Origin of the sequence: Azospirillum sp., assembly GCF_035627195.1 — a bacterium.
GTDB lineage: Bacteria > Pseudomonadota > Alphaproteobacteria > Azospirillales > Azospirillaceae > Azospirillum.
Genome location: NZ_DASPMG010000440.1, coordinates 1 through 22,551 on the forward strand (window position 1 = coordinate 1; position 22,551 = coordinate 22,551).

Annotated in this window: 26 protein-coding genes and 1 pseudogene; 11 read left to right on the forward strand and 16 right to left on the reverse strand. The window is 69.8% G+C overall.

From position 1 onward, the window contains the following. Nucleotides 1–871, forward strand: an 871-nt coding sequence (gene purB, locus VED21_RS37725; protein ID WP_324891472.1) for an adenylosuccinate lyase, incomplete at its 5' end; no start/stop codon positions are given. A gap of 123 nt (nucleotides 872–994) precedes the next feature. Continuing rightward, nucleotides 995–1,465, forward strand: a complete 471-nt coding sequence (locus VED21_RS37730) for a response regulator (protein ID WP_324891474.1) — start codon at nucleotides 995–997, stop codon at nucleotides 1,463–1,465. 102 nt (nucleotides 1,466–1,567) lie between these two features. Here the strand turns inward: VED21_RS37730 and grxD are convergent, their stop codons facing one another. The 4 genes from grxD to purQ form a co-directional block, all read right to left on the reverse strand. Further along, the gene (gene grxD / locus VED21_RS37735) at nucleotides 1,568–1,906 is read right to left on the reverse strand and encodes a Grx4 family monothiol glutaredoxin (protein ID WP_324891475.1); all 339 of its coding nucleotides are present in this window, start codon (nucleotides 1,904–1,906) and stop codon (nucleotides 1,568–1,570) included. A 25-nt stretch (nucleotides 1,907–1,931) separates the two neighbouring features. Next, the gene (locus tag VED21_RS37740; protein ID WP_149468649.1) at nucleotides 1,932–2,171 is read right to left on the reverse strand and encodes a BolA family protein; all 240 of its coding nucleotides are present in this window, start codon (nucleotides 2,169–2,171) and stop codon (nucleotides 1,932–1,934) included. A gap of 292 nt (nucleotides 2,172–2,463) precedes the next feature. Next, nucleotides 2,464–4,683, reverse strand: a complete 2,220-nt coding sequence (purL, locus tag VED21_RS37745) for a phosphoribosylformylglycinamidine synthase subunit PurL (protein WP_324891479.1) — start codon at nucleotides 4,681–4,683, stop codon at nucleotides 2,464–2,466. Beyond that, a complete protein-coding gene (purQ, locus tag VED21_RS37750) occupies nucleotides 4,680–5,369 on the reverse strand; it encodes a phosphoribosylformylglycinamidine synthase subunit PurQ (protein WP_324891481.1) in 690 nt (229 codons plus the stop codon). Before purQ ends, purL begins: the two co-directional genes overlap by 4 nt. A 194-nt stretch (nucleotides 5,370–5,563) precedes the next feature. On the opposite strand from purQ, the gene VED21_RS37755 reads away from it, so the two are divergent. Then, entirely contained in the window at nucleotides 5,564–5,776 is a 213-nt protein-coding gene (locus VED21_RS37755; RefSeq protein ID WP_324891483.1) for a hypothetical protein, read from the forward strand. A gap of 16 nt (nucleotides 5,777–5,792) precedes the next feature. On the opposite strand, the gene VED21_RS37760 is transcribed toward VED21_RS37755, so the two are convergent. The 7 genes from VED21_RS37760 to VED21_RS37790 all read right to left on the reverse strand — a co-directional run bounded on the left by VED21_RS37760 (nucleotide 5,793) and on the right by VED21_RS37790 (nucleotide 11,200). Next, nucleotides 5,793–6,152 carry a response regulator gene (locus tag VED21_RS37760; RefSeq protein ID WP_324891485.1) on the reverse strand — a complete coding sequence of 120 codons (360 nt, stop codon included), beginning with the start codon at nucleotides 6,150–6,152 and terminating at the stop codon, nucleotides 5,793–5,795. Nucleotides 6,153–6,155: 3 nt separating this feature from the next. Beyond that, the gene (locus VED21_RS37765; protein ID WP_324891487.1) at nucleotides 6,156–7,664 is read right to left on the reverse strand and encodes an ATPase domain-containing protein; all 1,509 of its coding nucleotides are present in this window, start codon (nucleotides 7,662–7,664) and stop codon (nucleotides 6,156–6,158) included. Beyond that, a complete protein-coding gene (locus VED21_RS37770; protein WP_324891489.1) occupies nucleotides 7,661–8,452 on the reverse strand; it encodes a HAMP domain-containing sensor histidine kinase in 792 nt (263 codons plus the stop codon). Before VED21_RS37770 ends, VED21_RS37765 begins: the two co-directional genes overlap by 4 nt. 184 nt (nucleotides 8,453–8,636) lie before the next feature. Further along, nucleotides 8,637–9,248 (reverse strand): DNA-3-methyladenine glycosylase 2 family protein, encoded by a 612-nt coding sequence (locus VED21_RS37775; protein WP_324891491.1) that lies wholly within the window; start codon nucleotides 9,246–9,248, stop codon nucleotides 8,637–8,639. A gap of 47 nt (nucleotides 9,249–9,295) precedes the next feature. Further along, on the reverse strand, nucleotides 9,296–9,535 hold the full coding sequence (gene purS / locus VED21_RS37780; protein WP_324891493.1) for a phosphoribosylformylglycinamidine synthase subunit PurS: 240 nt from the start codon (nucleotides 9,533–9,535) through the stop codon (nucleotides 9,296–9,298). Nucleotides 9,536–9,566: 31 nt separating this feature from the next. After that, nucleotides 9,567–10,328 (reverse strand): phosphoribosylaminoimidazolesuccinocarboxamide synthase, encoded by a 762-nt coding sequence (purC, locus tag VED21_RS37785; RefSeq protein ID WP_324891495.1) that lies wholly within the window; start codon nucleotides 10,326–10,328, stop codon nucleotides 9,567–9,569. A 113-nt stretch (nucleotides 10,329–10,441) separates the two neighbouring features. Next, the gene (locus VED21_RS37790; RefSeq protein ID WP_324891497.1) at nucleotides 10,442–11,200 is read right to left on the reverse strand and encodes an NRDE family protein; all 759 of its coding nucleotides are present in this window, start codon (nucleotides 11,198–11,200) and stop codon (nucleotides 10,442–10,444) included. A 149-nt stretch (nucleotides 11,201–11,349) separates the two neighbouring features. Between VED21_RS37790 and VED21_RS37795 the strand changes: the two genes are divergently transcribed. Continuing rightward, nucleotides 11,350–11,670: a DUF1476 domain-containing protein gene (locus VED21_RS37795; RefSeq protein ID WP_324891498.1), complete on the forward strand. Its 321-nt coding sequence runs from the start codon at nucleotides 11,350–11,352 to the stop codon at nucleotides 11,668–11,670. Between the two features lie 118 nt (nucleotides 11,671–11,788). On the opposite strand, the gene VED21_RS37800 is transcribed toward VED21_RS37795, so the two are convergent. Then, nucleotides 11,789–12,862: a hypothetical protein gene (locus tag VED21_RS37800; protein ID WP_324891500.1), complete on the reverse strand. Its 1,074-nt coding sequence runs from the start codon at nucleotides 12,860–12,862 to the stop codon at nucleotides 11,789–11,791. Nucleotides 12,863–13,082: 220 nt separating this feature from the next. Here VED21_RS37800 and VED21_RS37805 point away from each other — a divergent pair, with 220 nt between their 5' ends. Genes VED21_RS37805 through VED21_RS37815 form a run of 3 tightly spaced genes read left to right on the forward strand, consistent with a single transcriptional unit; the run spans nucleotide 13,083 to nucleotide 14,469 of the window. Further along, nucleotides 13,083–13,220 carry a hypothetical protein gene (locus tag VED21_RS37805; RefSeq protein ID WP_324891502.1) on the forward strand — a complete coding sequence of 46 codons (138 nt, stop codon included), beginning with the start codon at nucleotides 13,083–13,085 and terminating at the stop codon, nucleotides 13,218–13,220. A 53-nt stretch (nucleotides 13,221–13,273) separates the two neighbouring features. Continuing rightward, nucleotides 13,274–13,921, forward strand: coding sequence for a hypothetical protein (locus VED21_RS37810; RefSeq protein ID WP_324891504.1), 648 nt, complete (start codon nucleotides 13,274–13,276; stop codon nucleotides 13,919–13,921). Continuing rightward, nucleotides 13,921–14,469 carry a hypothetical protein gene (locus tag VED21_RS37815; protein ID WP_324891506.1) on the forward strand — a complete coding sequence of 183 codons (549 nt, stop codon included), beginning with the start codon at nucleotides 13,921–13,923 and terminating at the stop codon, nucleotides 14,467–14,469. Before VED21_RS37810 ends, VED21_RS37815 begins: the two co-directional genes overlap by 1 nt. Before the next feature lie 365 nt (nucleotides 14,470–14,834). On the opposite strand, the gene VED21_RS37820 is transcribed toward VED21_RS37815, so the two are convergent. Together VED21_RS37820 and VED21_RS37825 are read right to left on the reverse strand one after the other, a co-directional pair. After that, the gene (locus VED21_RS37820) at nucleotides 14,835–15,203 is read right to left on the reverse strand and encodes a response regulator (RefSeq protein ID WP_324891508.1); all 369 of its coding nucleotides are present in this window, start codon (nucleotides 15,201–15,203) and stop codon (nucleotides 14,835–14,837) included. A gap of 10 nt (nucleotides 15,204–15,213) precedes the next feature. Further along, entirely contained in the window at nucleotides 15,214–16,323 is a 1,110-nt protein-coding gene (locus VED21_RS37825; protein WP_324891510.1) for a sensor histidine kinase, read from the reverse strand. A 312-nt stretch (nucleotides 16,324–16,635) separates the two neighbouring features. On the opposite strand from VED21_RS37825, the gene rarD reads away from it, so the two are divergent. The 3 genes from rarD (at nucleotide 16,636) to VED21_RS37840 (ending at nucleotide 20,221) form a co-directional block, all read left to right on the forward strand. Continuing rightward, complete coding sequence (gene rarD, locus VED21_RS37830; RefSeq protein ID WP_324891512.1) at nucleotides 16,636–17,571, forward strand: EamA family transporter RarD; 936 nt, start codon at nucleotides 16,636–16,638, stop codon at nucleotides 17,569–17,571. 38 nt (nucleotides 17,572–17,609) lie between these two features. Continuing rightward, nucleotides 17,610–19,691, forward strand: coding sequence for a prolyl oligopeptidase family serine peptidase (locus tag VED21_RS37835; protein WP_324891514.1), 2,082 nt, complete (start codon nucleotides 17,610–17,612; stop codon nucleotides 19,689–19,691). Nucleotides 19,692–19,780: 89 nt separating this feature from the next. Beyond that, entirely contained in the window at nucleotides 19,781–20,221 is a 441-nt protein-coding gene (locus tag VED21_RS37840; RefSeq protein WP_324891516.1) for an STAS domain-containing protein, read from the forward strand. Here VED21_RS37840 and VED21_RS37845 read toward each other — a convergent pair. Next, a complete protein-coding gene (locus VED21_RS37845; RefSeq protein WP_324891518.1) occupies nucleotides 20,211–20,792 on the reverse strand; it encodes a helix-turn-helix domain-containing protein in 582 nt (193 codons plus the stop codon). The genes VED21_RS37840 and VED21_RS37845 overlap by 11 nt on opposite strands. A gap of 173 nt (nucleotides 20,793–20,965) precedes the next feature. On the opposite strand from VED21_RS37845, the gene VED21_RS37850 reads away from it, so the two are divergent. Next, nucleotides 20,966–22,069, forward strand: a complete 1,104-nt coding sequence (locus VED21_RS37850; protein ID WP_324891520.1) for an alkene reductase — start codon at nucleotides 20,966–20,968, stop codon at nucleotides 22,067–22,069. Nucleotides 22,070–22,117: 48 nt separating this feature from the next. Here the strand turns inward: VED21_RS37850 and VED21_RS37855 are convergent. Continuing rightward, nucleotides 22,118–22,551, reverse strand: a pseudogene (locus VED21_RS37855) (hypothetical protein); the annotation flags it as partial.

The following is a 22,551-nucleotide window of genomic DNA, read 5'->3' on the forward strand; positions in this document are numbered from 1 at the left end:
CATCCACGCCGAGCCGACCACGTTCGGTCTCAAGATGGCGCAGGCATACGCCGAGTTCACCCGTGCCCGCCGCCGGCTCGAGGATGCCAAGCGCGAGGTCTCGACCTGCGCCATCTCCGGCGCCGTCGGCACCTTCGCCAACATCGACCCGTTCGTCGAGCAGTACGTCGCCGAGAAGATGGGGCTGAGCGTCGAGCCGCACTCGACCCAGGTCATCCCGCGCGACCGGCACGCCATGTACTTCGCCGTGCTGGGCGTGATCGCGTCGTCGCTGGAGAACCTCGCCGTGGAGGTCCGCCACCTGCAGCGCACCGAGGTGCGCGAGGCGGAGGAGTACTTCCACCCCGGCCAGAAGGGCTCCTCCGCCATGCCGCACAAGCGCAACCCGGTCCTGTCGGAGAACCTGACGGGTCTGGCGCGCATCGTCCGCTCCGCCGTGGTGCCGGCCATGGAGAACGTGGCGCTGTGGCACGAGCGCGACATCTCCCACAGCTCGGTCGAGCGCATGATCGGCCCGGACGCCACCGTGACGCTGGACTTCGCCCTGGTGCGCGCCATCGGCATGATGGAAAAGCTGGTGGTCTATCCGGACCGCATGAAGAAGAACCTGGAGGACCTGGGCGGTCTGGTCTTCTCGCAGCGCGTGCTGCTGGCGCTGACCCAGGCGGGCATGAGCCGCGAGGACGCGTATCTGGCCGTGCAGCGCAACGCCATGAAGGTGTGGGCGGAGGGCGGCCAGCTGCTGGACAACCTGCTGGCCGACGCCGACGTGACCAAGCACATCAGCCGCGACGAGCTGGCGCCGATGTTCAACATGGCCTACCACACCAAGCACGTCGACACGATCTTCCGCCGGGTCTTCGGCGACTGATGCATAGGCCGGTTCGGGTGCTCGCTCGAATCAGGTAACGCGAAAGCGGAATTGCACACGTCCGGTGGGGGCGCCACCTTACCCCCCTGGAACGCATGCGTTCCGCTGAGCGTTGGTTGCGTCATGAAAATTCTGATCATCGAGGACGAAGCGCTGATCGCGATGGCCTACGCCGACGCGTTGGAGAGCGCAGGCTATACGGTCATCGGTATCTGCTGCAGCCTCGACCAGGCGCAGGCGCTGACGCGCGACCGGGCGCCCGACCTGGCGCTGGCCGACCTGCGGCTGGGCCAGAAGCGCTGCGGCGCCAAGGTGGACGAGTGGCTGCACGAGACCTTCGGCACCACGTCCGTCTACATCACCGCCAACGTGGACTTCGCGCACAAGTACCGCACCTACGGCATCGGCTACGTCGAGAAGCCGGTGGGGCCGGTGGCCCTGGTGGACGTGGTGGACTTCCTGGCCAGCGTGCACCGCGGCGAAAGCCTGCCGCCGACACCGCGCTGCCTGACCCTGTTCGCCGACCGCATGGACGCCGTGCGCCAGAAGCGCCGCCCGGTGCTGCGCGAGGAACGGGGTGCCGCGACGGCGTGACATATTTCCCCCTCCACCGCCGGAGGCGAGGGAGGGAGTGAAAAACGAAAAGGGCCCCGCCGTGGCGGGGCCCTTTCTTCGTCCGGCCGGGGCCGGGAGGCGTCAGGCCGCGTCGGCGGTGGCGACGCCCTTTTCCTTGAGGAGCTGCTGCAGCTCGCCCGACTCGTACATCTCGCGCACGATGTCGCAGCCGCCGACCAGCTCGCCCTTCACGTAGAGCTGCGGGAAGGTCGGCCAGTTGGAAAAGTCCTTCAGGCCCTGGCGCAGGCCCGGATCCTCCAGGATGTTGATGCCCTTGAACTTCACGCCCACGTGGCTGAGCACCTGGACGACGGCGGCGGAGAAGCCGCACTGCGGGAACACCGGGGTGCCCTTCATGTAGAGCACGACGTCGTTGCTGCCGATGTCCTGCTTGATGCGCTCGACGACAGTCTGGTCCATATCTCGCTACCTTTCCCGATAAGCCTCAAGCGCCTTCCGGCACGGCGGTGGTCAGCGCCAGCGCGTGCAGTTCGCCGCCCATTTTCCCCTGGAGTGCCGCGTACACCATCTGGTGCTGCTGCACCCGGCTCTTGCCCTTGAAGGCCGCCGAGGTGACGAGCGCCGCGTAATGGTCACCGTCGCCACGCAGGTCGGCGATCTCCACCGTCGCGTCGGGGATGCCTTCCTTGATCAGTTTCTCGATGACAGCGGCTTCCATCGCCATTGGTCTGTGCCCTCTCGTGCCAATCCACTCATGCCCCGCCCACGCGGGCGCCGCAGCATAATTTAGCGCTCATATCCGATTTGTCACCGGGAGAGGGAAAGGGAGATTGCCTCTTTCAACCCCTCCCCAGCCTCCGGCGGGGGAGGGAGGGACCCAAGCGAAGCTTGGGAGGGTGGGGGCAACGGCCATTGTGGAAGACGGGGGGCCGCTGATCCTTGGAAACAACTTGCCCCCACCCTGCCCACTTCGCGGGCTTCCCTCCCCCTGCGGAGCAGGGGGAGGGAGATACACGTCACTCCGCGGCGGCCATGTAGCCGGGGAGCCAGCCTTCGTTGGCCTTGCGCAGGCGCTCGATGGTGATCATCTCGCCGCCGCGGCCGGAGAGCGCCGTGCCCTCCGTGCGGCCGAGCGTGGTGAGCGGGACGCCCGCGGCCTTGGCGCGCGCCTCGACCTCGGCCAGCTTCGCCGGGTTCACCGCCAGGACATAGCGGCCCTGGTCCTCGCCGAACAGCACCTTGGCGTGCTGGTCGTCGAAGCCGGTCAGGAAGGCGCCGACGCCGCCGGCCATCGCCATCTCGGCGATCGCCACGATGAGGCCGCCGTCCGACACGTCGTGGCTCGACGCGACGAGGCCGTCCAGGATCAGGCCGCGCACGAAGTCGCCGTTGCGCCGCTCGACCTCCAGGTCCACCGGCGGCGGCGGGCCGTCCTCCAGGCCCAGGATCTCGCGCAGGAACAGCGACTGGCCGATGTGGCCCTTGGTCTCGCCCACCGCCAGGATGACGTCGCCCTCGTTCTTGAAGGCGATGCCCACCGCCAGCATGGCGTCCGGCAGGATGCCCACGCCGCCGATGGCGGGGGTCGGCAGGATGGCCTCGCCGTTCGTCTCGTTGTAGAGCGACACGTTGCCGGACACGACCGGGAAGTCGAGCGCCTTGCACGCCTCCGACATGCCCTGGATGGCACCGACGAACTGGCCCATGATCCGCGGCTTCTCGGGGTTGCCGAAGTTCATGTTGTCGGTGATCGCCAGCGGCTTGGCGCCGACGGCCGACAGGTTGCGCCACGCCTCGGCCACAGCCTGGGCGCCGCCCCGGACCGGGTCGGCGAGGCAATAACGCGGCGTGCAGTCGGTGGTGATCGCCACCGCCTTGGTCTGGCCGGGCACGCGCACCACGGCGGCGTCGGCCTGACCGGACATGAAGCGGGTGTCGCCGCCCACGAGGCTGTCGTACTGCTCCCAGATCCAGCGCTTGGAGGCGAGGTCGGGGCAGGCGACCAGCTTTTCCAGCGTGTCGCCCAACGAAATGGTCCAGTTGTCCCACACGCTTTCCGACACCTCGTCGCGGGCCGGCGTGGGCTCCCACGGGCGCTCGTAGACGGGGGACGCGTTGGAGACCGGGGCGATCGGCATGTCGCACCAGGTCTTGCCGTGCATCTTGATGACCAGACGGCCGGTGTCGGTCAGGTGGCCGATCACCGCGAAGTCCAGCTCCCACTTGTCGAAGATGGCGCGCGCCTGCTCCTCGCTGCCGGGCTTGAGGATGATCAGCATGCGCTCCTGGCTTTCGGAGAGCATGATCTCGTAGGGGGTCATCCCCTCCTCGCGCATCGGCACGTCGTCGAGCACCAGCTCGATGCCCAGACCGCCCTTGCCGGCCATCTCGACCGAGGAGGAGGTGAGGCCGGCCGCACCCATGTCCTGGATGGCGACGATGGTGTCGGTGGCCATCAGCTCCAGGCAGGCCTCGATCAGCAGCTTCTCGGTGAAGGGGTCGCCGACCTGCACGGTCGGGCGCTTCTCCTCCGAATCCTCGCTGAACTCGGCCGAGGCCATGGTGGCGCCGTGGATGCCGTCGCGCCCGGTCTTGGAGCCGACGTAGACCACCGGGTTGCCCACACCGGCGGCGGCCGAATAGAAGATGCGGTCGGCCTTGGCCACGCCCACGGTCATGGCGTTGACCAGGATGTTGCCGTTGTAGGCGGGGTGAAAGTTGGTCTCGCCGCCCACCGTGGGCACGCCCACGCAGTTGCCGTAGCCGCCGATGCCGGCGACCACGCCGGATACGAGGTGCCGGGTCTTGGGATGGTCGGGCGAGCCGAAGCGCAGCGCGTTCATGTTGGCGATGGGCCGCGCACCCATGGTGAACACGTCGCGCAGGATGCCGCCCACGCCGGTCGCAGCGCCCTGGTAGGGCTCGATGAACGACGGGTGGTTGTGGCTTTCCATCTTGAAGATGACGGTGTCGCCGTCGCCGATGTCGACCACGCCGGCGTTCTCGCCGGGGCCGCAGATGACCTGCGGGCCGGTGGTCGGCAGCTTCATCAGCCAGACCTTGGACGACTTGTACGAGCAGTGCTCCGACCACATGACCGAGACGATGCCCAGCTCGGTGAAGGTCGGCTCGCGGCCGAGGATGTCGAGGAACAGCTTGTATTCCTCGGCGGTCACGCCGTAGGTGGCGGCGAGTTCCGCGGTGACCTTGGGTTCGCTGTTCTTGGGTTCGCTCACGACAAGGCCTCCACCAGACCGTCGAACAGGGGCTTGCCGTCGGTGTTGCCGTGCAGGGCGCACACCGCGTCTTCCGGATGCGGCATCAGGCCGAGCACCGTCTTCTTCTCGTTGAAGATGCCGGCGATGGCGTTGACGGAGCCGTTGGGGTTGTGGGCCGGATCCGCCTGCCCCAGGTCGCCGACGTAGCGGAAGGCGACGCGGCCCTCCCCCTCCAGGCGCTTCACCGTCTCCGGATCGGCCCAGTAGTTGCCGTCGTGGTGGGCGACCGGATAGCGGACGATCTGCCCCGGACGGTACTTGGCGGTGAAGGCGCTGTCCGTGTTCTCCACCCGCATCGCAACGGTGCGGCAGATGAACTTCAGCTTGGCGTTGCGCATCAGGGCGCCCGGCAGCAGCCCGGCCTCCGTGATGATCTGGAAGCCGTTGCAGACGCCCAGCACCCGCACGCCCTTGTCGGCGCGGGCCTTGACCTCGCGCATGATCGGCGAGTGCGCGGCCATGGCGCCGGAGCGCAGGTAGTCGCCATAGGAGAAGCCGCCGGGGACGACGATCAGGTCGACGTCGGGCAGTTCGGTGTCGCGGTGCCAAACCTCGTACGGCTTGGTCCCGGAGGCGGCTTCCAGCGCGGCGACGGCGTCGCGTTCGCGGTTGGAGCCGGGGAAGACGATGACGGCAGCCTTCATGGGGGCGCGGTTTCGCTCGGGCTCGGGGGTGGCAGGGCTTTTGCGGGGGACACTAGAGGGATAGGCCGGATGAAGCAAGGGGCTGGGGCGGAATGGCTGCGATCCAGGCCACCCTTTCGAAAGGGTTAAAATATGTGGACGTAAGGTTTGCTTCGCTGATAGAGTGTTTTTGTCGATTATTTGGGGAGGCCCCCATGGAACTGACCTGGAAAGTGGACTTCGAGCGCGGCGTGGCCGTTTGCGAGGCCGCGTCCGTGGCGTTCCACGAGCGGGGGCCGAACGATTACGCGGTGATGGACGTCCGCATGTCCGGCCGCGGCCCCGGCCAGTCGCGCATCGGCCTGTCGCACGAGGCGCTGAAGGCCATCCGCGCCGCGGCCACGCAGAAGCGGCGGACGTGGCGGTAAGGCGGCTGTCCGGCGCTCACCCCTTCAGGACCCTGGCGATCAGGTCGAAGAAGGCCGGGATGGGGAACGGCTTGCGCAGGAAGGCGGTGTAGCCGGCGAAGCGCGCGCGGACGGCGGCTTCCGGCACGGCGCTCATCATTATGATGGGAATGTCCTTGAAGGCGGGGTCGGCGCGCAGCGCAGCGCCCAGCGCCGCGCCGTCCAGCAGCGGCATCATGAAATCGGTAACCACCAAATCCGGCCGGGCCTCGGCAAGCCGGGCCAGGGCCTGCCGGCCGTTGGCGGCCGACAGCACGCGGTAGCCCTCGTCCTCCAGGAGGACCGTAAGCACCCCGGCGATGCCGAACTCGTCTTCCACCAGCAGGATGGTCTTCACGCATCACCCCTGGCGCGGCGGCCGCTTGGAAGGGCTGGCGGGGGCGGGCGCGTCCAGGGTGCGCGCGTAGCCGCTCAGCATCCCTTCGTAGCCGGCGAACGGGCCGACGATCCGCACGCCCTGTCCGGTGATCTCGAATTCGTGAAGCGCGGGGTCGAAGCCGCTGTCGCGGATCTTGGCGATCGACAGCAGCCGCCGGGTCCGCGCCTGCACCTCCACATAGCGCAGGAAGACAACGCTCTCGACCAGCGACGAAATCCCGCTGACCGGCACCTGCAGCGTCGGCCCGAGGATGTCACGCGTTTCCAGCGTGTAGATGGCGGTGACGCCCAGCGCCCGGATCTCGTTCGACAGCACAGAGAAGAAGCGGCTCATGCGCTCCGGATGGACGGCGGATTCGATGAAGCCGCCCAGGCCGTCCACGAACAGGCGCCGCACGCCGCGGCGCAGCACGGCGTCGCGCATCCGGTGCGCCAGTTCGTCCAGCACGTTCTCCGTCTGCGCCTGCCAGACGATCTCCAGGGCGCCCGTCTTCTCCAGCCCTTCCAGATCCAGGCCCAGCCGCGCCGCCTTCAGCCTGAGGCGCGCGGGGGTTTCGTAGAAGCCGAACAGCAGGCCGGGCTCCGCCGCGCTGCACTGCGCCAGGAAGTGGAGGCCGAAGGTCGTCTTGCCGACGCCGGTCGGCCCCATCAGGGCGGTGGTCGTCGCCTCGATCAGCCCGCCGCCGATCAGCGCGTCCAGCCCGTCGACGCCGGTCGCGACCCGGTCGGCCGTCGCCGCGTCCGGAACCGAGGGCGTGGAGAACACGGCTTCGATGCGCGGGTAGACGACCAAGCCGTCCGCCGTGATGCGCACCGGATGGCGCCCGCGCAGCGAATCGCTGCCGCGAAACTTGCGGACCTGTAGGCTGCGCTCCGTGCGCACCTCGAAAAGCTGGTCATCCAGTTCGATCAGCCCGTCCACCATGGTGTGCTCGGCCCGCACCGGCCCCGGCCCGCCGGTGGTGAGCAGCAGCACCGTGCAGCCGTTCAGCGCGGCGTGCATCTGCACCTCGTGCACGAACTTCTTGAACTCGCGGTCCGAGGCCGCCGTCTCCTCCGCCGCCACCAGCCCGTCGAGCACCATCACGCCGGCCCGGTGCCCGCGCATCTCGCGCCGCAACAGGTCCAGCAGGCCCTTCAGCCCCTCGTCCTCCAGCGTCCTGAAGGCGCTGACATAGTACAGGCGCTCGGGGATCACGGATTCGTCGAAGAAGGCCATCGGGCGCAGGTGCTGGATCATGCGCGTGTGCGATTCGGCCAGCAGCGTGACGTAGACCGCCCGCCCGCCCGCGGCCACGTGGCTGAAGCACATCTGGTTGGACAGGATCGTCTTCCCCGCCCCCGGCACGCCCTGCACGATGTAGACGGCGCCCTTGAGCAAGCCGCCGTGCAACACCGTGTCCAGGCCGGCGATGCCGGTGGGGACGCGGTCGAGTTCCATCCTGTGCGGGTCTTCCGTCTCTTCCGTCATGGGCGTCGCGGTCCGGTGGGGGTGGCGTCCAGGGGCAGCCGGGCGGTGAAGGTGGCGCCGGCGCCGGGCGTGCTGTCGACCGCGATGCTGCCGCCGTGCGCCTCCAGCAGCGAACGGACGAGCCACAGCCCGACGCCGAAGCCGGTCCGCGCGGTGCCGGAGATCACCTGCTCGAACTGCCCGAAGATCCGCTCCAGGTCTTCGGCCGGGATGCCGGGGCCGCGGTCGCGCACCGTCAGGCCGACCCAGTTCCCCTCCCGCGCCAGCGTCACCTCGACGGGGCCGTCGGCGCCGTACTTGATGGCGTTGGACAGCAGGTTGCCGGTGATCTGCTCGATGGCCAGCCCGTCCCAGCGTCCGTCCAGGCGGTCCGGCAGGTCGAGGGTGAGGGTGACGCCGGTGTAGTCCGCCTCCGCCGCGAAGGTCTCCGCCACCTGCCGGACCAGCGCGGCGAAATCCACGTCCTCGATGTGGAGGTCCTTGTGGCCGGCGTTGATGCGCGACACGTCCAGCAGCAGCGTCGCCCGCTCGACGTAGCGGTTGAGGGACAGCGTGGCCCCCTCCAGCACGCGGGCCAGGTCGTCGTTCGTGCCCGCCTTCGCCATCTTGAGCGCCACGGACAGGTGCAGGCTCAGCGCGTACATGGGGTTGCGCAGCTCGTGCGCGGCGATGGCGAGGAAGGCGTCGCGCGCCCGCACGGCCTCCTCCAACGCGTCGACGCGGGCGGCAAGCTCGTCCTCCTGACGCCGGGCGCGGGTGGTGGTGGCGTGGGTGGTCCGTTTCTCCAACGCGGTCCTCTGAACCGTTCGCCCTTCAACCATACGCATGGGCACGAGCGGCCTATCGTAGCGATCTTTGATCGTTTGCATGCAGACGGATCGGCCTATGGCGGAAGTGCGACGCCGGCACCGGGTCCGCCATCTGGAAAGGTCAACAGCGTGCGGAGAGCGGCGTTCCGGCCGCCGGAACGCGCTAGCGCGGCTTCTTCTTCTGCTGCTGGAGCGCCACGTAGTGGTGCCAGACCAGCCGCGCGGCGAGGCTGCGGTAGGGGCGCCAGGGCTCGGCCACGTCCAGGAGCTGCGCGCGGGTCGGGCGCGCCTCCCAACCCTTGAGGCGCTGCACGCCGATCTGGATGGCGAGGTCGTCCACCGGCCACACGTCGGGCCGGTCGAGCGCGGACATCAGGTAGATCTCGGCACTCCAGCGGCCAATGCCCTTCAGCGCCACCAGCGCCTCGATGGCGGCCTCGTCCTCCATGCGGTGCAGCGCGTCGAGGTCGAGGGACCCGCTCAAGACCGCCTCGGCCAGGATGCGGCCATAGAGGATCTTGCGGCCGGAGAAGCCGCAGGCCTTCAGCGTCGCCTCATCGAGCGCCAGGAAGCCTTCGGGCGTCACCGGGTCCAGGCGGGCCTGCAGCTTGCCCCACAGGACGAGCGCCACCTGGGTAGAGAGCTGCTGCTCCATGATGATGCGCAGCAGGCCGGGGAAGCCGCTGGGCCGGGTGAAGTCGCGCACCAGCGGCCCGCCGACGCGGATGCATTCGGCGAAGATCGGGTCAAGGGATGCGAGATGGTCGGGGGTCACGGGCCTCCCCAATCCCTCTCCCCCGGAGGGGAGAGGGAGAAGCGCACTTACGCCAGCTCGATGGCGTAGTCTTCGATCACGGTGTTGGCCAGCAGCTTGGAGCACATGGCCTCCACCTCCTTGCGGGCGGCGTCCTTGTCGGTGGCCTTCAGCTCCAGCTCGATGACCTTGCCGGCGCGCACGTTGTCGACGCCCGCGAAGCCCAGGGTGTGCAGCGCGTGCTCGATGGCCTTGCCCTGCGGATCCAGGACGCCGCGCTTCAGGGTGACGTGAACCTTCGCCTTCATGATCTCGCCTTCGCTCAAAGGGTAGTTTGGATTACTGAATCGTCTTGGGGCCCTTGAGGTCCCCCGGCCCGCCCTCGGGCAGGATGCCGAGCCGGCGCGCCACCTCCTGGTAGGCCTCCTCGACCTTGCCGAGGTCCTGGCGGAAGCGGTCCTTGTCCAGCTTCTCGTTGGTCTTGATGTCCCACAGGCGGCAGTTGTCCGGGCTGATCTCGTCGGCGAGGACGATGCGCATGTCCTCGTTCTCCCACAGGCGGCCGAACTCCAGCTTGAAGTCCACCAGCCGCAGGCCGATGCCCAGGAACAGGCCCGACAGGTAGTCGTTCACGCGCAGGCTCAGCGCCACCATGTCGTCCAGGTCCTGCGGGGTGGCCCAGCCGAAGGCGGTGATGTGCTCCTCCGACACGAAGGGGGAGCCCAGCTCGTCCGACTTGTAATAGTACTCGATGATCGAGCGCGGCAGCGGCGTGCCTTCCGGGATGCCGAAGCGCTTGGACAGCGAGCCGGCGGCGACGTTGCGCACCACCACCTCGATGGGGATGATCTCGACCTCGCGGATCAGCTGCTCGCGCATGTTGAGGCGGCGCACGAAGTGCGTCGGCACGCCGATTTCCGACAGACGGCTCATCAGGTATTCGGAGATGCGGTTGTTCAGCACCCCCTTGCCGGTGATGATGCCCTTCTTGTTGTTGTCGGCGGTGGCGTCGTCCTTGAAGTACTGGACGAGGGTGCCCGGCTCCGGTCCCTCGAACAGGACCTTGGCCTTGCCTTCGTAGATGCGCCGGCGTCTCGACATGGGTGCGATTGTCCAAAACCGTAGAAGGGCCGGCAAGTGACCGCCGGCCCATGGATGTCCGTGAGTGATATAGCAAGCCGGCCGCCGGAACACAATCCAAGGGGATTTCGCCCTCACCCCGCCTTCACGGGCTGGTACGGGTGCTCGTGCGGCGGGCCGGCGGCGAAGTGCCAGAGGGGATCGAGGTCCGGGCGCTCCACCGCCGGCAGGGCCATCAGCGCGCTGGACGAGGTGCCGAAGCCGCTGGGCAGCCGGAAGTTCATGGCGCCGCTGGCGCGCTCCCCGTCCCAGATGCGGCTGGACAGCAGCTCCGGCCAGCCGCCCCAGGTGCCGGCGTCCGGGTCGGGCGGGGCGGCGTGGCGGAACAGCGGCAGGTAGAGCGCGACGCGCGGGTCGGCCGTGTCGTCCAGGTCGCGGGCGGTCAGCATGTGCAGCCCCTCCCCCACCGTCTCCACCTCCGGCCGGTTGCGCCCGCCTTCACCCCGGTGCATGACCACGTAGGCGTCGCGGTTGTCGGCGATGAACAGGTTGAAGGGGCGGTAGGCGCGCGTGTCCAGGTGGCTCAGGGCCAGCACGGCGTCGGAGGCGTCGGCGTGGTCCAGCGCCTCCAGCACCAGTTCGCCGCGCGAGCGCTTGCCGTCCTGCGGCCCGAGCGTGCCGACGCGGTTGAGGATGGCGGCGACCACCCCTTCGTCGTTGAGGCCCATCCAGGTGCCGCCGGCCAGCTCGTCCAGGCCGGCCGTCACGTTGGGGCGGTCGGGCCAGTGGCGGCCGGGCGGGAGCCAGGGCCGATTCGCCATTTCGTCACGGTTGGCCCCGATGATCAGGGGCCAGGTTGCGTCCGGACGCCGCAGGATGATGACGCTGCACATGAAATCTTGCCTTTCGGCTCCTCTCCCGGTATGTCGCCCGCTGCCGATTTCGCGGATGCGGTGGCCGGTGGGGCGGTGGCGCCAGCGGCTGCACCGGCTATATAATCCGGTAACGGGAAGCGCAAACAAGCCAAGGAGTCCGGGGTCCCATGACCACCTTCGACGAGCGCGAGAGGGCCTTCGAGAACAAGTACCAGCACGACGAGGAGCTGCTGTTCCGGATCCGGACCCGGCGCGACAAGCTGGCGGGGCTGTGGGCGGCCGACCTCCTGGGCCTGACCGGCCCGGCGGCCGACGACTACGTCCGGCAGATCATCGACACCGACATCGACACGACCGGCCCGCACGACATCCGCGACCGCCTGTGCGCCGACCTGAAGGAGCGCGGCGTCGACATCTCCGAGCACCGCGTGGAGCGGGAGATGGAGCGCCTGCTCGACCTCGCCCGCCAGCAGGTCGTCCGCGAGTAACCCGCCCACGCGTGGCGGCGATTGCCAAGGCCCGGAGCCACGCGCTCCGGGCCTGCTTTTGGTCACGAGTTGCGATGTGGCGTCGGGGGCCAGCGACGGCGGGCGAAGCTGGAGGACGTCAATTCGCCACGCAGTCGAGCATGGCGCCGGCGCTGACCATCATCGCCATGTTGTCGTGCCCGCGCTCCTTCAGCTCGTGCTCGACCTTCGCAAAGGCAAGTTGCTTTGCCACGTCTTCTTTCGTCGGCGGCGCTTGATTCAGCATCGACATCACGAATAGGTCGATGAAGGCCTTCGTTGACGGTTCCTTGGCCAGAGACGCCAAGCCGCCGGCTATCGCGCATTTCGTAGCTTTCACGACGAGCTGATTTTTCGCAAGATCCCTGGCGGCATTTGCTGCGCCGGAAGGTGGCGCGTATCCGCCCCGTTCCCGATCGACACGCCCACCCCCGCCTTGTGCAGAATACACCGGCCGCTCGCACCGTGACAGGACGATGTTCTTCCTCGTCCAGTTCCTTCTGATGGCATCGCCGGGATCGAAATCGTAGATATACCTGAGCGTGTCGCCATCAATCATGACGAAGACTTCGCCGTCTCCATCGACATAGGTTACCCTGTAGAGCGGTCCGCTGCGCGAAACGGATTGGATGCGATACCGTTGCGTGCCGGGCCCGGTGGCCTCGGACCCGGCGTAGCGTCGCCAGCGATCCGGCGGCTTCGTACAATCGTAGGACCACCCTCCCTCGAGCTCGGTCGGAGCGGCAGCATAGTCGTACTGATCCACCTGGCATCGGTGCAGAACGACGCCGCCATATTGCGACCAGTCCCTGTAAACAGAACCGTCACGCCTGAGCTGGTAAATATACGAAACCCGATCATCCGAAATGTATTTGAATCTATCAATCAAACCGTCGGAGTATTCCACATCGATGAAATTTCCACTGACCGTAGTTTTTCTGGCCTCTTCCAACACAGGAACAGGCCCGATGGCCTTCTCGCTGGAAAAAATCCGCCATAGATGCGGAGGTGAGGAGCAATCGATTGACCAGCCGCCTCGCAAGAATGGCGCGACACCTCGCATCTCCGACGCGGCCGATGCCGGGGAACCCATAGAAAAAAGCGCCCCCGCCATCATGGCGGCATACACGCACATGCCGATTACGATGCTGAACGATTTCCGATATCCCGGCATTTCGCACCACGATTCCCGATGATCTTTATCGATAGTGCAGGATTCGGCGGAGCGGATTCAATGCGACGACCAGCCGCAACATTGGACAGGCACGCCCACGAGGCGGCCTTCCGGCCGCACCTGCACCACACCGGTGGCGGCTGACAGCGTTTGGCGGAACCGGGCGGCGCAGCGCCCTGTTGTCCGGATGCAACATCCGGCACTGCGAAGGGAGTACGCCATGGCCAGCGACGACCATGGGCCCCGCAAGATGGGCGTCTACGAGGGGACCGGCACCGTCCGCTCGCAATCCAGGACCCTGCTGATCGTGGCGTTCGTCATCGCCATCGTGGCGATCCTGCTGGTCTGGTTGAACTGATCTGGCTGAACTGATCCCGATGAACTGATCCTGATGAACCGACGGAGGCGGCCGTGTCCCACACCAACATCGTGGCGCTGTTCGACACCCGCGCCGACGCCGACGACACCTTCCGCAGCCTGGTCGACGCCGGCTTCGACGACGCCGAGCTGGAGGTGATCAGCGATGGCGGCTACGGCGCTGGCGACGGCTACGGCGCGCTGATCCCGCAGCTGCGCGGCTGGGGCGTGCCGGACGACGAGGCGCACGCCTACGCCGCGGGCGTGCAGCGCGGGGGCGCGCTGCTCGTCGCCTCGCTCAAGCACGGCGAACCCATCGAGCGCGCGATCGCCATCATCGAGGGCGGGGGTGCCGTCAACATGGGCGAGCGCGCCGCCGCATGGCGTGAGTCGGGGCGTACGTCGGGCTGGCCCGGGCGCGGCGTGACGGCGGACGAGACCGTCGGCCACACGCCGGTGGAGGACATCCCCTCGCCCGAGACCGTCGAATCCCGGCGCACCCTGTCCGATGCCGCCAGCGCCTTCCGCGAGGCCAACACGGAGGCCGAGCCGAAGACCCCGCCGAAGGCCACGGACGCGGGCGGCATCCATGTGCCGCCAGCGACGGGTCCGGGGACGGCATCGCCGTCCTACGGGCCCGGCTCGGCGGCCGACGTGGCGCGCGGCCGGCTGGACCGCACGCCGCCGCGGGACGGCACCTGATGCGTGCGCTGCTGATGCGTGCGCGGCTGGCCGTGCCGCTGCTGCTCGCCCTCACCGCCCTGCCGGCGGCGGCGCAGCAGCCGGCCGAACGGGCGGACGCCTGCAAGCGCGACGCCGCCCGCTTCGCCGACACCATCCTGGGCAGCGCCGACAGTTCCGCCGCCGGCACGCGGCAGGGTGCGCGCCTAGGCGAGGACGAGCGCCGCCGCATGCGCGACATGATCGGCGAGGCGCGCGCCGCCGCCGACCGTGGCGATACCGACGGCTGCCTGCAGCGCCTGCGCGAGGCCCGCACCATGGCCCGCGAGACCGGCTTCGGCTCCGGCCAGCCCAACCCCGGCGGCGCAACCGGCGCCCAAGGAGGCGCACAGGGGGGCGCACAGGGCGGCGGCGGGTCCGGGTCGTCGGGCGCCGGTTCCCTTACCCCGACGCCGCAGGTCCCCGGCGCCACCCCGTCGCCGGGCGCTGGCGGCGCTGGCGGGCGCGCCGGTGCGGGTGGCGGCATGGGTGGTGGCGCGGGTGGCGGAAGTGGCGGCGGCAGCCGTTGAGTCGTAGGTTGGGTTGAGCGCCAGCGAAGCCCAACACTCTGCGCAACGCCGGCGCGTTGGGCTTCGCCTGCGGCTGGAAAGAAACAAGGGGCAGGTGCTCCTCATAGCCCCTCCCCCTTGACGGGGGAGGGGTTGGGGAGAGGGTGGTTACGCCCGGCAGGGCGGAAGAAAGTCATGTTCCGCCTGCCGGCTCTCAGCGGATGCCAGAGGCATCCGCCTGACGCCGTCAGCGCTGGCTGAAGGCCAGCGCGAGAGGCGGCTATCCCCCTCTCCCCAACCCCTCTCCCGCCAGGGGAGAGGGGCTTTGTCCTAGTTTCATCCCGCTGCGGGTCGGCGTGCCAGCGCCGGTGGGAACTCAACCCAACCTACGCGCCTTTGCCGGCGCGGTTGACGGCGGACAGCAGTTCGCCGGGACGGACGGGCTTCTGCAGGCAGGCCACCGGGGCCACGGCGCTGGTGCGCGCCAGCGTTTCGCGGTCCAGCGTGCCGGAGATGAAGATCACCGGGATGCCGTGGCGGGCGCGCAGCGCCTCCCCCACCGCGATGCCGTCCATGCCGCCGGGCAGGCGGATGTCCAGCAGCGCCAGGTCGATGCGCTCGTGCGCGGCCAGGGCCAGCGCGCTCTCGCCGGTGGCGGCGAGGCCGACGACGGTGTGCCCGGCGTCCTCCAGCAGTTCCTGGGTGTAGAGCGCCACCAGCGCCTCGTCCTCGACCACGAGGATGCGCTTGAGCACGGGCCCGCCGTCAGTCATTCGGCACCGGGAAGCTGATGTGGTAGCACACGCCGCGTTCCACCTCCGGGCGCGTCAGCGTGCCCTGGATCTGCACGGCGAGTGCGGCGATGAGCTTGCGCCCCAGGCTGCCGCGCCGCGCCCCGGCGGCGGGATTCATGCCGCGGCCGTCGTCGGCGACCGTCAGCTCGATGCGCTCGTCCACCCGCCGCACGGACAGCGACACCGCGCCGCCCTCCGGCCCGAAGGCGTGCTGGAGGCTGTTGGACACGATCTCGTTGACGATGAGGCCGAGCGGCACGCCCACCTGCAAGCTCACCGGTGCCGGCCGCAGGTCGAGATCGAGGCGGACCGGGCAGGTCGCGGCGGCCACCAGCGTGCGGCACAGGTCGGCCAGATAGGCGCCGAGGTCGAAGCGCGAGATGTCCTGCGAGGTCTGCAAGATGCTGTAGGCGAGGCCGATGGCGTGCACCCGGCCCTGCACCTCCATCAGCGCCTGCCGGGCCGCGTCGTCGTCGATGCGGTTGGCCTGAAGTCCCAGCAGGCTGGTGACCACGTACAGGTTGTTCTTCACCCGGTGCTGGAGTTCGCGCAGCAGGATCTCGCGTTCCTGCAAGGCGGCCTGCAGCGACCGCTCCACGCCCTTGCGGTGCAGCACGGCGGCGATCAGGTTGGCGAAGCCCCGCAGGAAGCTGACCTCCGCCCCGGAGAAGGACTGGCGGCGGGGCGTCACCACCTCCAGCACGCCGAACACGCCGGCCTCGGTCACGATGGGCACGTTGGCCAGCGCCACCACGCCGTATTCGCGGAACAGCGCGGTGGGGGTGAAGCGCGGGTCGGCGGTGACGTCCTCGGTCACCACCGGCTGGCGCGTCAGCATGGCCAGCCCCGGCGGATGGCCGCGGTCGGCCGGGGCGCGCACCGACCCCACGACGCCCGGCCCCCACCCCACCCCGGCGCGGATCAGGAAGTTGTCGCCGGCCGGCCGGTATTCCAGAACTTTCGCGTACGGAACCCCAAGCCCCTTCGCGACTTGCGAGCACGCCTCGTGCAGCAGCGCGTCCAGGTCGGTTTCCCACAGCGCATACTGGCCGAATTCGGCGACCGCCTGAAGATGACGCACGGGCGTTTCCACGGACAACGCCAAAGCTCCATCAACAGTACTTCCACTTCGTTCCACCACACGCCCCTAAATCCGTGAATTTCTGATGGACAATCAAAGACGATATCGATATCGGAGGAGCCTATCACCATTGCAGCCCGATCACAAACGCATGCAATCTAGCCACTAGGGCATATGTCTTTGTGCTTTCGTCTGCGGTTGCTGTGGACGTGCGGCGATGACGCGGCGGATGCCCAGTCATTCCGGCCGCGCAGTCCACGCATGCCCGGCCGTCCGGTCGCCAGCCGATCGTTGGCGTGCTAAACGGACCGTATGACCTCCCCCACCGCCCGCGATGCCGCCCGCAGCGCCACCCTGATCGGCATCCTGTCGGCGTTGGGCGCCTTCCTGATGTGGGGCCTGCTGGCGCCGGTCTATTTCAAGCTGGTCGGCCACGTCGGCGCGCCGGAGATCGTCGCGCACCGCGTGGTGTGGACGGTGCTGCTGCTGGGTGCGGCCGTGCTGGCGACGCGGGGTGCGGCGGCCGTGGTGCGCGCCGTGGGCACGTGGCGGCGCCTGGGCGTCTTCCTGGTGACGACGGCGCTGGTGTCCAGCAACTGGCTGATCTTCGTCTACGCGGTGGCCTCCGGCCAGTTGGTGGAGGCCAGCCTGGGCTATTACATCAACCCCCTGGTCAACGTGGTGCTGGGCGTCGTCTTCCTGCACGAACGGCTGTCGCGCCGGCAGCTGCTGTCGGTGCTGCTGGCCGCGGCGGGGGTGGGCAGCCTCGTGCTGTCGCACGGCGTGGTGCCGTGGATCGCGCTGGCGCTGGCCTTGAGCTTCGGCTTCTACGGGCTGGTGCGCAAGAAGGCGGCGATCGACCCGATGATCGGGTTGCTGGTGGAAACGGCGCTGCTGCTGCCGGCGGCGCTCGCCTACCTGATCTGGCTGGGGATGGATGCCGCCTACCTGCGCGGCGTGGGGCAGACGGCGATGCTGGCGCTGTCGGGACCGGTGACGGCGGTGCCGCTGGTGCTGTTCGCCATCGGCGCGGCGCGCCTGAAGCTGACCACCATCGGGCTTCTGCAGTACGCGTCGCCCACCGGGCAGCTGCTGCTGGGCGTGCTGGTCTATGGCGAGCACTTCACGACGGCGCACGCCGTCGCCTTCGGCTGCATCTGGACGGCGCTGACGCTGTATTCCCTGGACGCGCTGGGCACCCACCGGGCCGGGCGGCGGCTGGAGGAACGCGCGGCGGCGGGGGATTAGACGACGCTTGCGGCATGCACGGCCGGGGAGGCACCAGGATGACGACAGGGGACTTTCGCCCGACGCCGGACGCCCCGGACGACGACCCGCACCTGTGGCTGGAGGAGAGGGAGTCCGCCGCCGCCCTCGCCTGGGTCGAGGCGCAGAACGCGGCGACGCGGACGGCGTTTTGCGATGACGGCTACGCGGCCGACCGGGACGCGCTGAAGGCCATCATCGACCGGCAGGACAAGATCCCCCACGTCGTGCGGCGCGGCGGCCGCCTGTTCAATTTCTGGCAGGACGCGGCGAACCCGCGCGGCGTCTGGCGGACGACCTCGCTGGAGAGCTTCGCCACCGACGCGCCGGAGTGGGACGTCCTGCTCGACCTCGACCGGCTGGCGGCGGAGGAGGGCGAGGACTGGGTGTGGGGCGGCCCGTCCACCCTGCCCGGCGCGCACGACCGGGCGGTCATCCGCCTGTCGCGCGGCGGCGGCGACGCCGCCGTGCTGCGCGAGTTCGACGTGGCCGCGCGGCGCTTCCTGCCGGACGGCTTCTTCCTGCCGGAGGCCAAGGGGTGGAGCCCCGTCTGGCTGGACCGCGACACGCTGCTGTTCGCGTCGGCCGCCGGGGCGGGCATGGCGAACTCGTCCGGCTACCCGCGCGCCGTCCGCCGGTGGCGGCGGGGCACCGATCCGCTGGCCGCACCCGTCGTCTTCGAGACGAAGGACGACACCCGTTACGTCGCCGTCGCGGTCGAGCACGACGGCCCGGCCGAGCGCGTGTGGTTCTTCGAGGGCGACAACGTCACCACCCGCTTCCTGCTGGGCGACCGGGACGGGCCGAAGCGGGCGCTGGACCTCCCGCCGGACGCCGTCCTGTACGGCAGCGGCGCGCGGCACGGCGACTGGCTGGCGGTGCGGCTGCGCAAGCCCTGGACGGTGGGCGGCACGACCTTTCCCGAAGAGGCGGTCATCGGCATCGCCCTTCCCGCCTTCCTGGCCGGCCGCCGGGACTTCGTGACGCTGTTCGAGCCCGCGCCGCGCCGCGTGGCGCACGCCCCGGTCTGGTGCGGCGGACGGCTGGTGCTGAGCATTCTGGACGACCTGCGGCAGGTGTTCGAGGTGCTGACGCCCTCGCCGTCCGGATGGTCGCGGGAGCCGCTGGCCGGGGTGCCGGAGGTGGGGACCGTGTCCGTCCTTCCCCTGGACCAGGAGCCGGAGGAGTCGAACGGCGACCTGCTGGCCTACGCGCAGGACCCGCTGACCCCGCCGTCGCTCCTGCTGCTGCGGCCGGGCGCGGCGCCGCGGCTGCTGAAGCGGGCGGCGGCGGCGTTCGACGCCGCCGGGCTGGCGGTGAGCCGGCACGACGCGGTGTCGGCGGACGGCACGGGCATCCCCTACGTGCAGGTCGGCCCGCCCGGCGCCACGGGCGACGCCCCGGTGCTGATGACCGGCTACGGCGGGTTCGCGGTCCCCGTGCTGCCCTATTACGACCCGGCGGCCGGCAAGCTGTGGCTGGAACGCGGCGGCACCGTCGTGATCGCCAGCATCCGTGGCGGCGGCGAGTTCGGCGCGGCGTGGCACGAGGCCGGCCGGCGGGCGGGCAAGCGGCTGGCGCACGACGACTTCGCCGCCGTCGCCGCCGACCTCGTGGCGCGCGGCGTGACGCGCCCCGGCCGCATCGCCGCGGAGGGCGGGTCGAACGGCGGGCTGCTCGTCGCCAACATGCTGACGCGGTATCCGGAGCGGTTCGGCGCCATCCTCTGCACCATCCCGCTGATCGACATGCGCCGCTTCCCGCAGTTGGGCGGGGCCATCTGGACCGACGAATACGGCGACCCGGCGAAGCCGGAGGACTGGGCGTTCCTGGCCGGCATCTCGGCCTACCACGCCGCAGCACCGGACCGGCCCTATCCGCCGATGCTGATCCTCACCAACCGCTGCGACGACCGCGTCCATTGCGGGCACGGGCGCAAGATGGCGGCGAAGCTGCAGGCCATAGGCTACAGCGCCGTCCACTTCCACGAACCGGCGACCGGCGGGCACGCCGGCGGCACGGACAGCGCGCAGGTCGCCGCCTTCAAGGCGCTGGGCGTGCGCTTCCTGCGCGACGCCATCGGGTGGGAAGCGGCCGGCTAAGAACGGGCCGATTTTTCCTGGCGCGCGGAACCCGATCGGTGGCCTTGTCACAAAGGGGCAGGACCACCACGGACACGGAGGGGAAAGAGATGACGATGGAACCGCGGTCGCGGCGCGCCTGCCTGATCGCCCTCGGCGCCGTGGGCGCCACCCTGCTGGGGGCGGGGCTGGCGCCGCCGGCCTGGGCGCTGAACGTCATGGTCATGAACGTCGGCAACGTTCAGGTGCTGACGCTGAACGGGAAGCTGATCATCGGCGAGGGCGAGTTCGCGCTGCGGCAGGCGTTGCAGCAGGCGCTGAACGGCGGCGCGCAGCGCATCGTGCTCGACCTGCGCGGCGTGACCGCCATCGATTCCAGCGGCGTCGGCGAGCTGGTGTCGTCCTACACCACGGCGACCAACCGCGGCGCCCGCATGGTTCTCGCCAACCTGCCGACGCGCATCAACGAGGTCCTGCACATCACCCAGCTCATCACCGTGTTCGACGTCTACGACTCGGTGGACGCGGCCGTCGGCGCGCTCAGGACCTGAGCGCCGCTTTAGGGGCCAGCCCGCGCGCGATGGTGTGGGCGAGCGTGCGCATCACCGCGCACACGCCGTCGGGATTGCGGGCGAACACCACCTGCTCCAGGAAGCCCAGGCTGAAGCTGAGCGCCGCGATGCCGGCGGCGACGTTGGGCAGGTCGGCGGCGGGGTCGATCAGGCCGCGTTCGCGGAACGTCTCCAGCCGCGCCAGCAGGCAGGGGATGCGCGTCTCCGACAGGGTGCGGCTCATCTCCGCCGCCACGGCCGGGTCGACCAGCGCGCGGTCCAGCACCACCTTGGCGAGGTCGCGCCGCTCCCACGTCAGCTTGACCTGCTGGTGCAGGAAGGTGCCGATGTCCGTCTCCAGGCAGTCGCCCGGCGGCGGCAGCGGGCAGCCCTGCCCCTCCGCCTTGCCGAACCGCTCGACCACCGCCAGCAGAAGGCCGGTCTTGCCGCCGAAGTAGCGCTGGATCAGCTGTTCGTTCACCCCGGCGGCGGCGGCGATCTCGCGCGTCGTGGCCGCGTCGAAGCCGCGCGCGGCGAAGGTGCACTTCGCGGCGTCGAGCAGCGCGCCCATGGTCGCCTCGCGGTCGCGCCGTCGGGGCGGCGCCGACGTGCAAGACAGAGGGGCGGGTGAGGTAAGGCCGTCGTCCATATCCCAGACAATAGGTATGCAGGGACATACTTGACAAGGGGCGCGAAAGCGCCAAGTATGTACGCACATACATACCCACCCTGCACGAGGGGCACATGTCCGCAGTCGACCTCTTCACCCCCGTCCGTCTCGGCGCCGTCGAGCTGCCGAACCGCATCGTCATGGCGCCGATGACGCGGTCGCGCGCCGGTGCGGGCAACACGCCCACCGACCTGACGGTGGAGTACTACCGCCAGCGCGCCTCCGCTGGCCTGATCATCACCGAGGCGACGCAGGTCTCCGCCGACGCCCAGGGCTACCCCGACACGCCGGGCATCCACACGGTGGAGCAGGCGGCCGGCTGGCGCCGCGTGGCCGACGCCGTGCACGCCGACGGCGGGCGCATCTTCACGCAGATCTGGCACGTCGGCCGCATCTCGCACCCGATGTTCCGCCCGGACGGTTCGCAGCCCGTCGCCCCCTCGGCCATCGCCGCCCGGGGCGAGCTGTACGCGGGTGCGGCCGGCATGGTGCCCTTCCCGGTGCCGCGCGCGCTGGAGACGGCGGAGATCCCGGCCTATGCCCGCCTCTTCGCCGACGCCGCCAAGCGCGCGGTGTTCGACGCCGGCCTGGACGGCGTGGAGATCCACGCCGCCAACGGCTACCTGATCGACCAGTTCCTGCGCGACGGCACCAACGCGCGCACGGACGCCTATGGCGGTTCCGTCGCCAACCGCGCGCGCTTCCTGATGGAGGTGACGGAGGCGGTGAGCCACGCCGTGGGCGCCCAGCGCGTGGGCGTGCGCCTGTCGCCCAACGGCACCTTCAACGACATGAAGGACAGCGACCCGGCCGCCCTGTTCGGCCATGTCGCCGAGGCGCTGAACCCCTTCGGCCTCGCCTTCCTGCACGTGATCGAGGGGATCGGCGGCCCGCAGGCCCTGCCGGAGGGTGCCACCCCGGTGGCGCCGCTGCTGCGCCGCATCTTCAAGGGGCCGTTCATCATCAACGGCGGCTTCACGCGGGAGGCCGGCGACGCCGCCCTGGCGAACGGCGACGCCGACCTGGTCAGCTTCGGCGTGCCGTTCATCGGCAACCCGGATCTGGTGGAACGCTTCAAGCGCGGCGCGCCGCTGAACGAGCCGGACCGCGGCACCTTCTACGGCGGTGCCGCCAAGGGCTACACCGACTACCCGGCGCTGGAACCGGTGGAGGCGTAAGGACGGCGTTGCGGGGGGCCGTTCAGCGGCCCCCCTCAGTTGCCTCCCTCAGCGGCCCCGGGCGCGCAGGCGGTGCGGCGGGACGGACTCGTCGTACTCGCGGCCGAAGCCGTCGTAATGCACGGGGCAGCGGCCGTCGGGCTGGACGGCGGCGCGCACGGTGGCCGGCCACCACTCCCGCTCCCACAGCACCTCGACCTTCTGGCCGGTGGCGCAGAGGCCGGTTTCGGCCGGCCTGTCGGCGAACCGGTCGGCGGGCATCCCGGCCAGCTTGCCGCCCCAGCGCGCGACCGGCTCCAGGCCGGAGGACGCGGCACCGCCGGTCGCCGGCACCTCCTCCGCCGCCACGCCACCGGCGGCCTCCCGCACCAGCGTCTGCGCCGCCGCGATCCCGCCGGCCGGCGCATTGGGCGCGGCCACGGGCGGCGGCGCGGGGACCGGGGGCGGGGCCGTAGCCACGACGGCGGGTGGCGGGGCCACGG

Bases quoted from the DNA above. Each gene is read 5' to 3' on its own strand.
- VED21_RS37795 (WP_324891498.1), top strand. From the start codon at position 11,350: ATGACCACCTTCGACGAGCGCGAGAGGGCCTTCGAGAACAAGTACCAG.
- purC (WP_324891495.1), bottom strand. From the start codon at position 10,328: ATGTCGAGACGCCGGCGCATCTACGAAGGCAAGGCCAAGGTCCTGTTC.
- VED21_RS37850 (WP_324891520.1), top strand. From the start codon at position 20,966: ATGTCCGCAGTCGACCTCTTCACCCCCGTCCGTCTCGGCGCCGTCGAG.
- VED21_RS37755 (WP_324891483.1), top strand. From the start codon at position 5,564: ATGGAACTGACCTGGAAAGTGGACTTCGAGCGCGGCGTGGCCGTTTGC.
- rarD (WP_324891512.1), top strand. From the start codon at position 16,636: ATGACCTCCCCCACCGCCCGCGATGCCGCCCGCAGCGCCACCCTGATC.
- purS (WP_324891493.1), bottom strand. From the start codon at position 9,535: ATGAAGGCGAAGGTTCACGTCACCCTGAAGCGCGGCGTCCTGGATCCG.
- VED21_RS37840 (WP_324891516.1), top strand. From the start codon at position 19,781: ATGACGATGGAACCGCGGTCGCGGCGCGCCTGCCTGATCGCCCTCGGC.
- VED21_RS37800 (WP_324891500.1), bottom strand. From the start codon at position 12,862: ATGCCGGGATATCGGAAATCGTTCAGCATCGTAATCGGCATGTGCGTG.
- grxD (WP_324891475.1), bottom strand. From the start codon at position 1,906: ATGGACCAGACTGTCGTCGAGCGCATCAAGCAGGACATCGGCAGCAAC.
- VED21_RS37815 (WP_324891506.1), top strand. From the start codon at position 13,921: ATGCGTGCGCTGCTGATGCGTGCGCGGCTGGCCGTGCCGCTGCTGCTC.
- VED21_RS37765 (WP_324891487.1), bottom strand. From the start codon at position 7,664: ATGACGGAAGAGACGGAAGACCCGCACAGGATGGAACTCGACCGCGTC.
- VED21_RS37845 (WP_324891518.1), bottom strand. From the start codon at position 20,792: ATGGGCGCGCTGCTCGACGCCGCGAAGTGCACCTTCGCCGCGCGCGGC.
- VED21_RS37835 (WP_324891514.1), top strand. From the start codon at position 17,610: ATGACGACAGGGGACTTTCGCCCGACGCCGGACGCCCCGGACGACGAC.
- VED21_RS37805 (WP_324891502.1), top strand. From the start codon at position 13,083: ATGGCCAGCGACGACCATGGGCCCCGCAAGATGGGCGTCTACGAGGGG.
- purQ (WP_324891481.1), bottom strand. From the start codon at position 5,369: ATGAAGGCTGCCGTCATCGTCTTCCCCGGCTCCAACCGCGAACGCGAC.
- VED21_RS37790 (WP_324891497.1), bottom strand. From the start codon at position 11,200: ATGTGCAGCGTCATCATCCTGCGGCGTCCGGACGCAACCTGGCCCCTG.
- VED21_RS37730 (WP_324891474.1), top strand. From the start codon at position 995: ATGAAAATTCTGATCATCGAGGACGAAGCGCTGATCGCGATGGCCTAC.
- VED21_RS37740 (WP_149468649.1), bottom strand. From the start codon at position 2,171: ATGGCGATGGAAGCCGCTGTCATCGAGAAACTGATCAAGGAAGGCATC.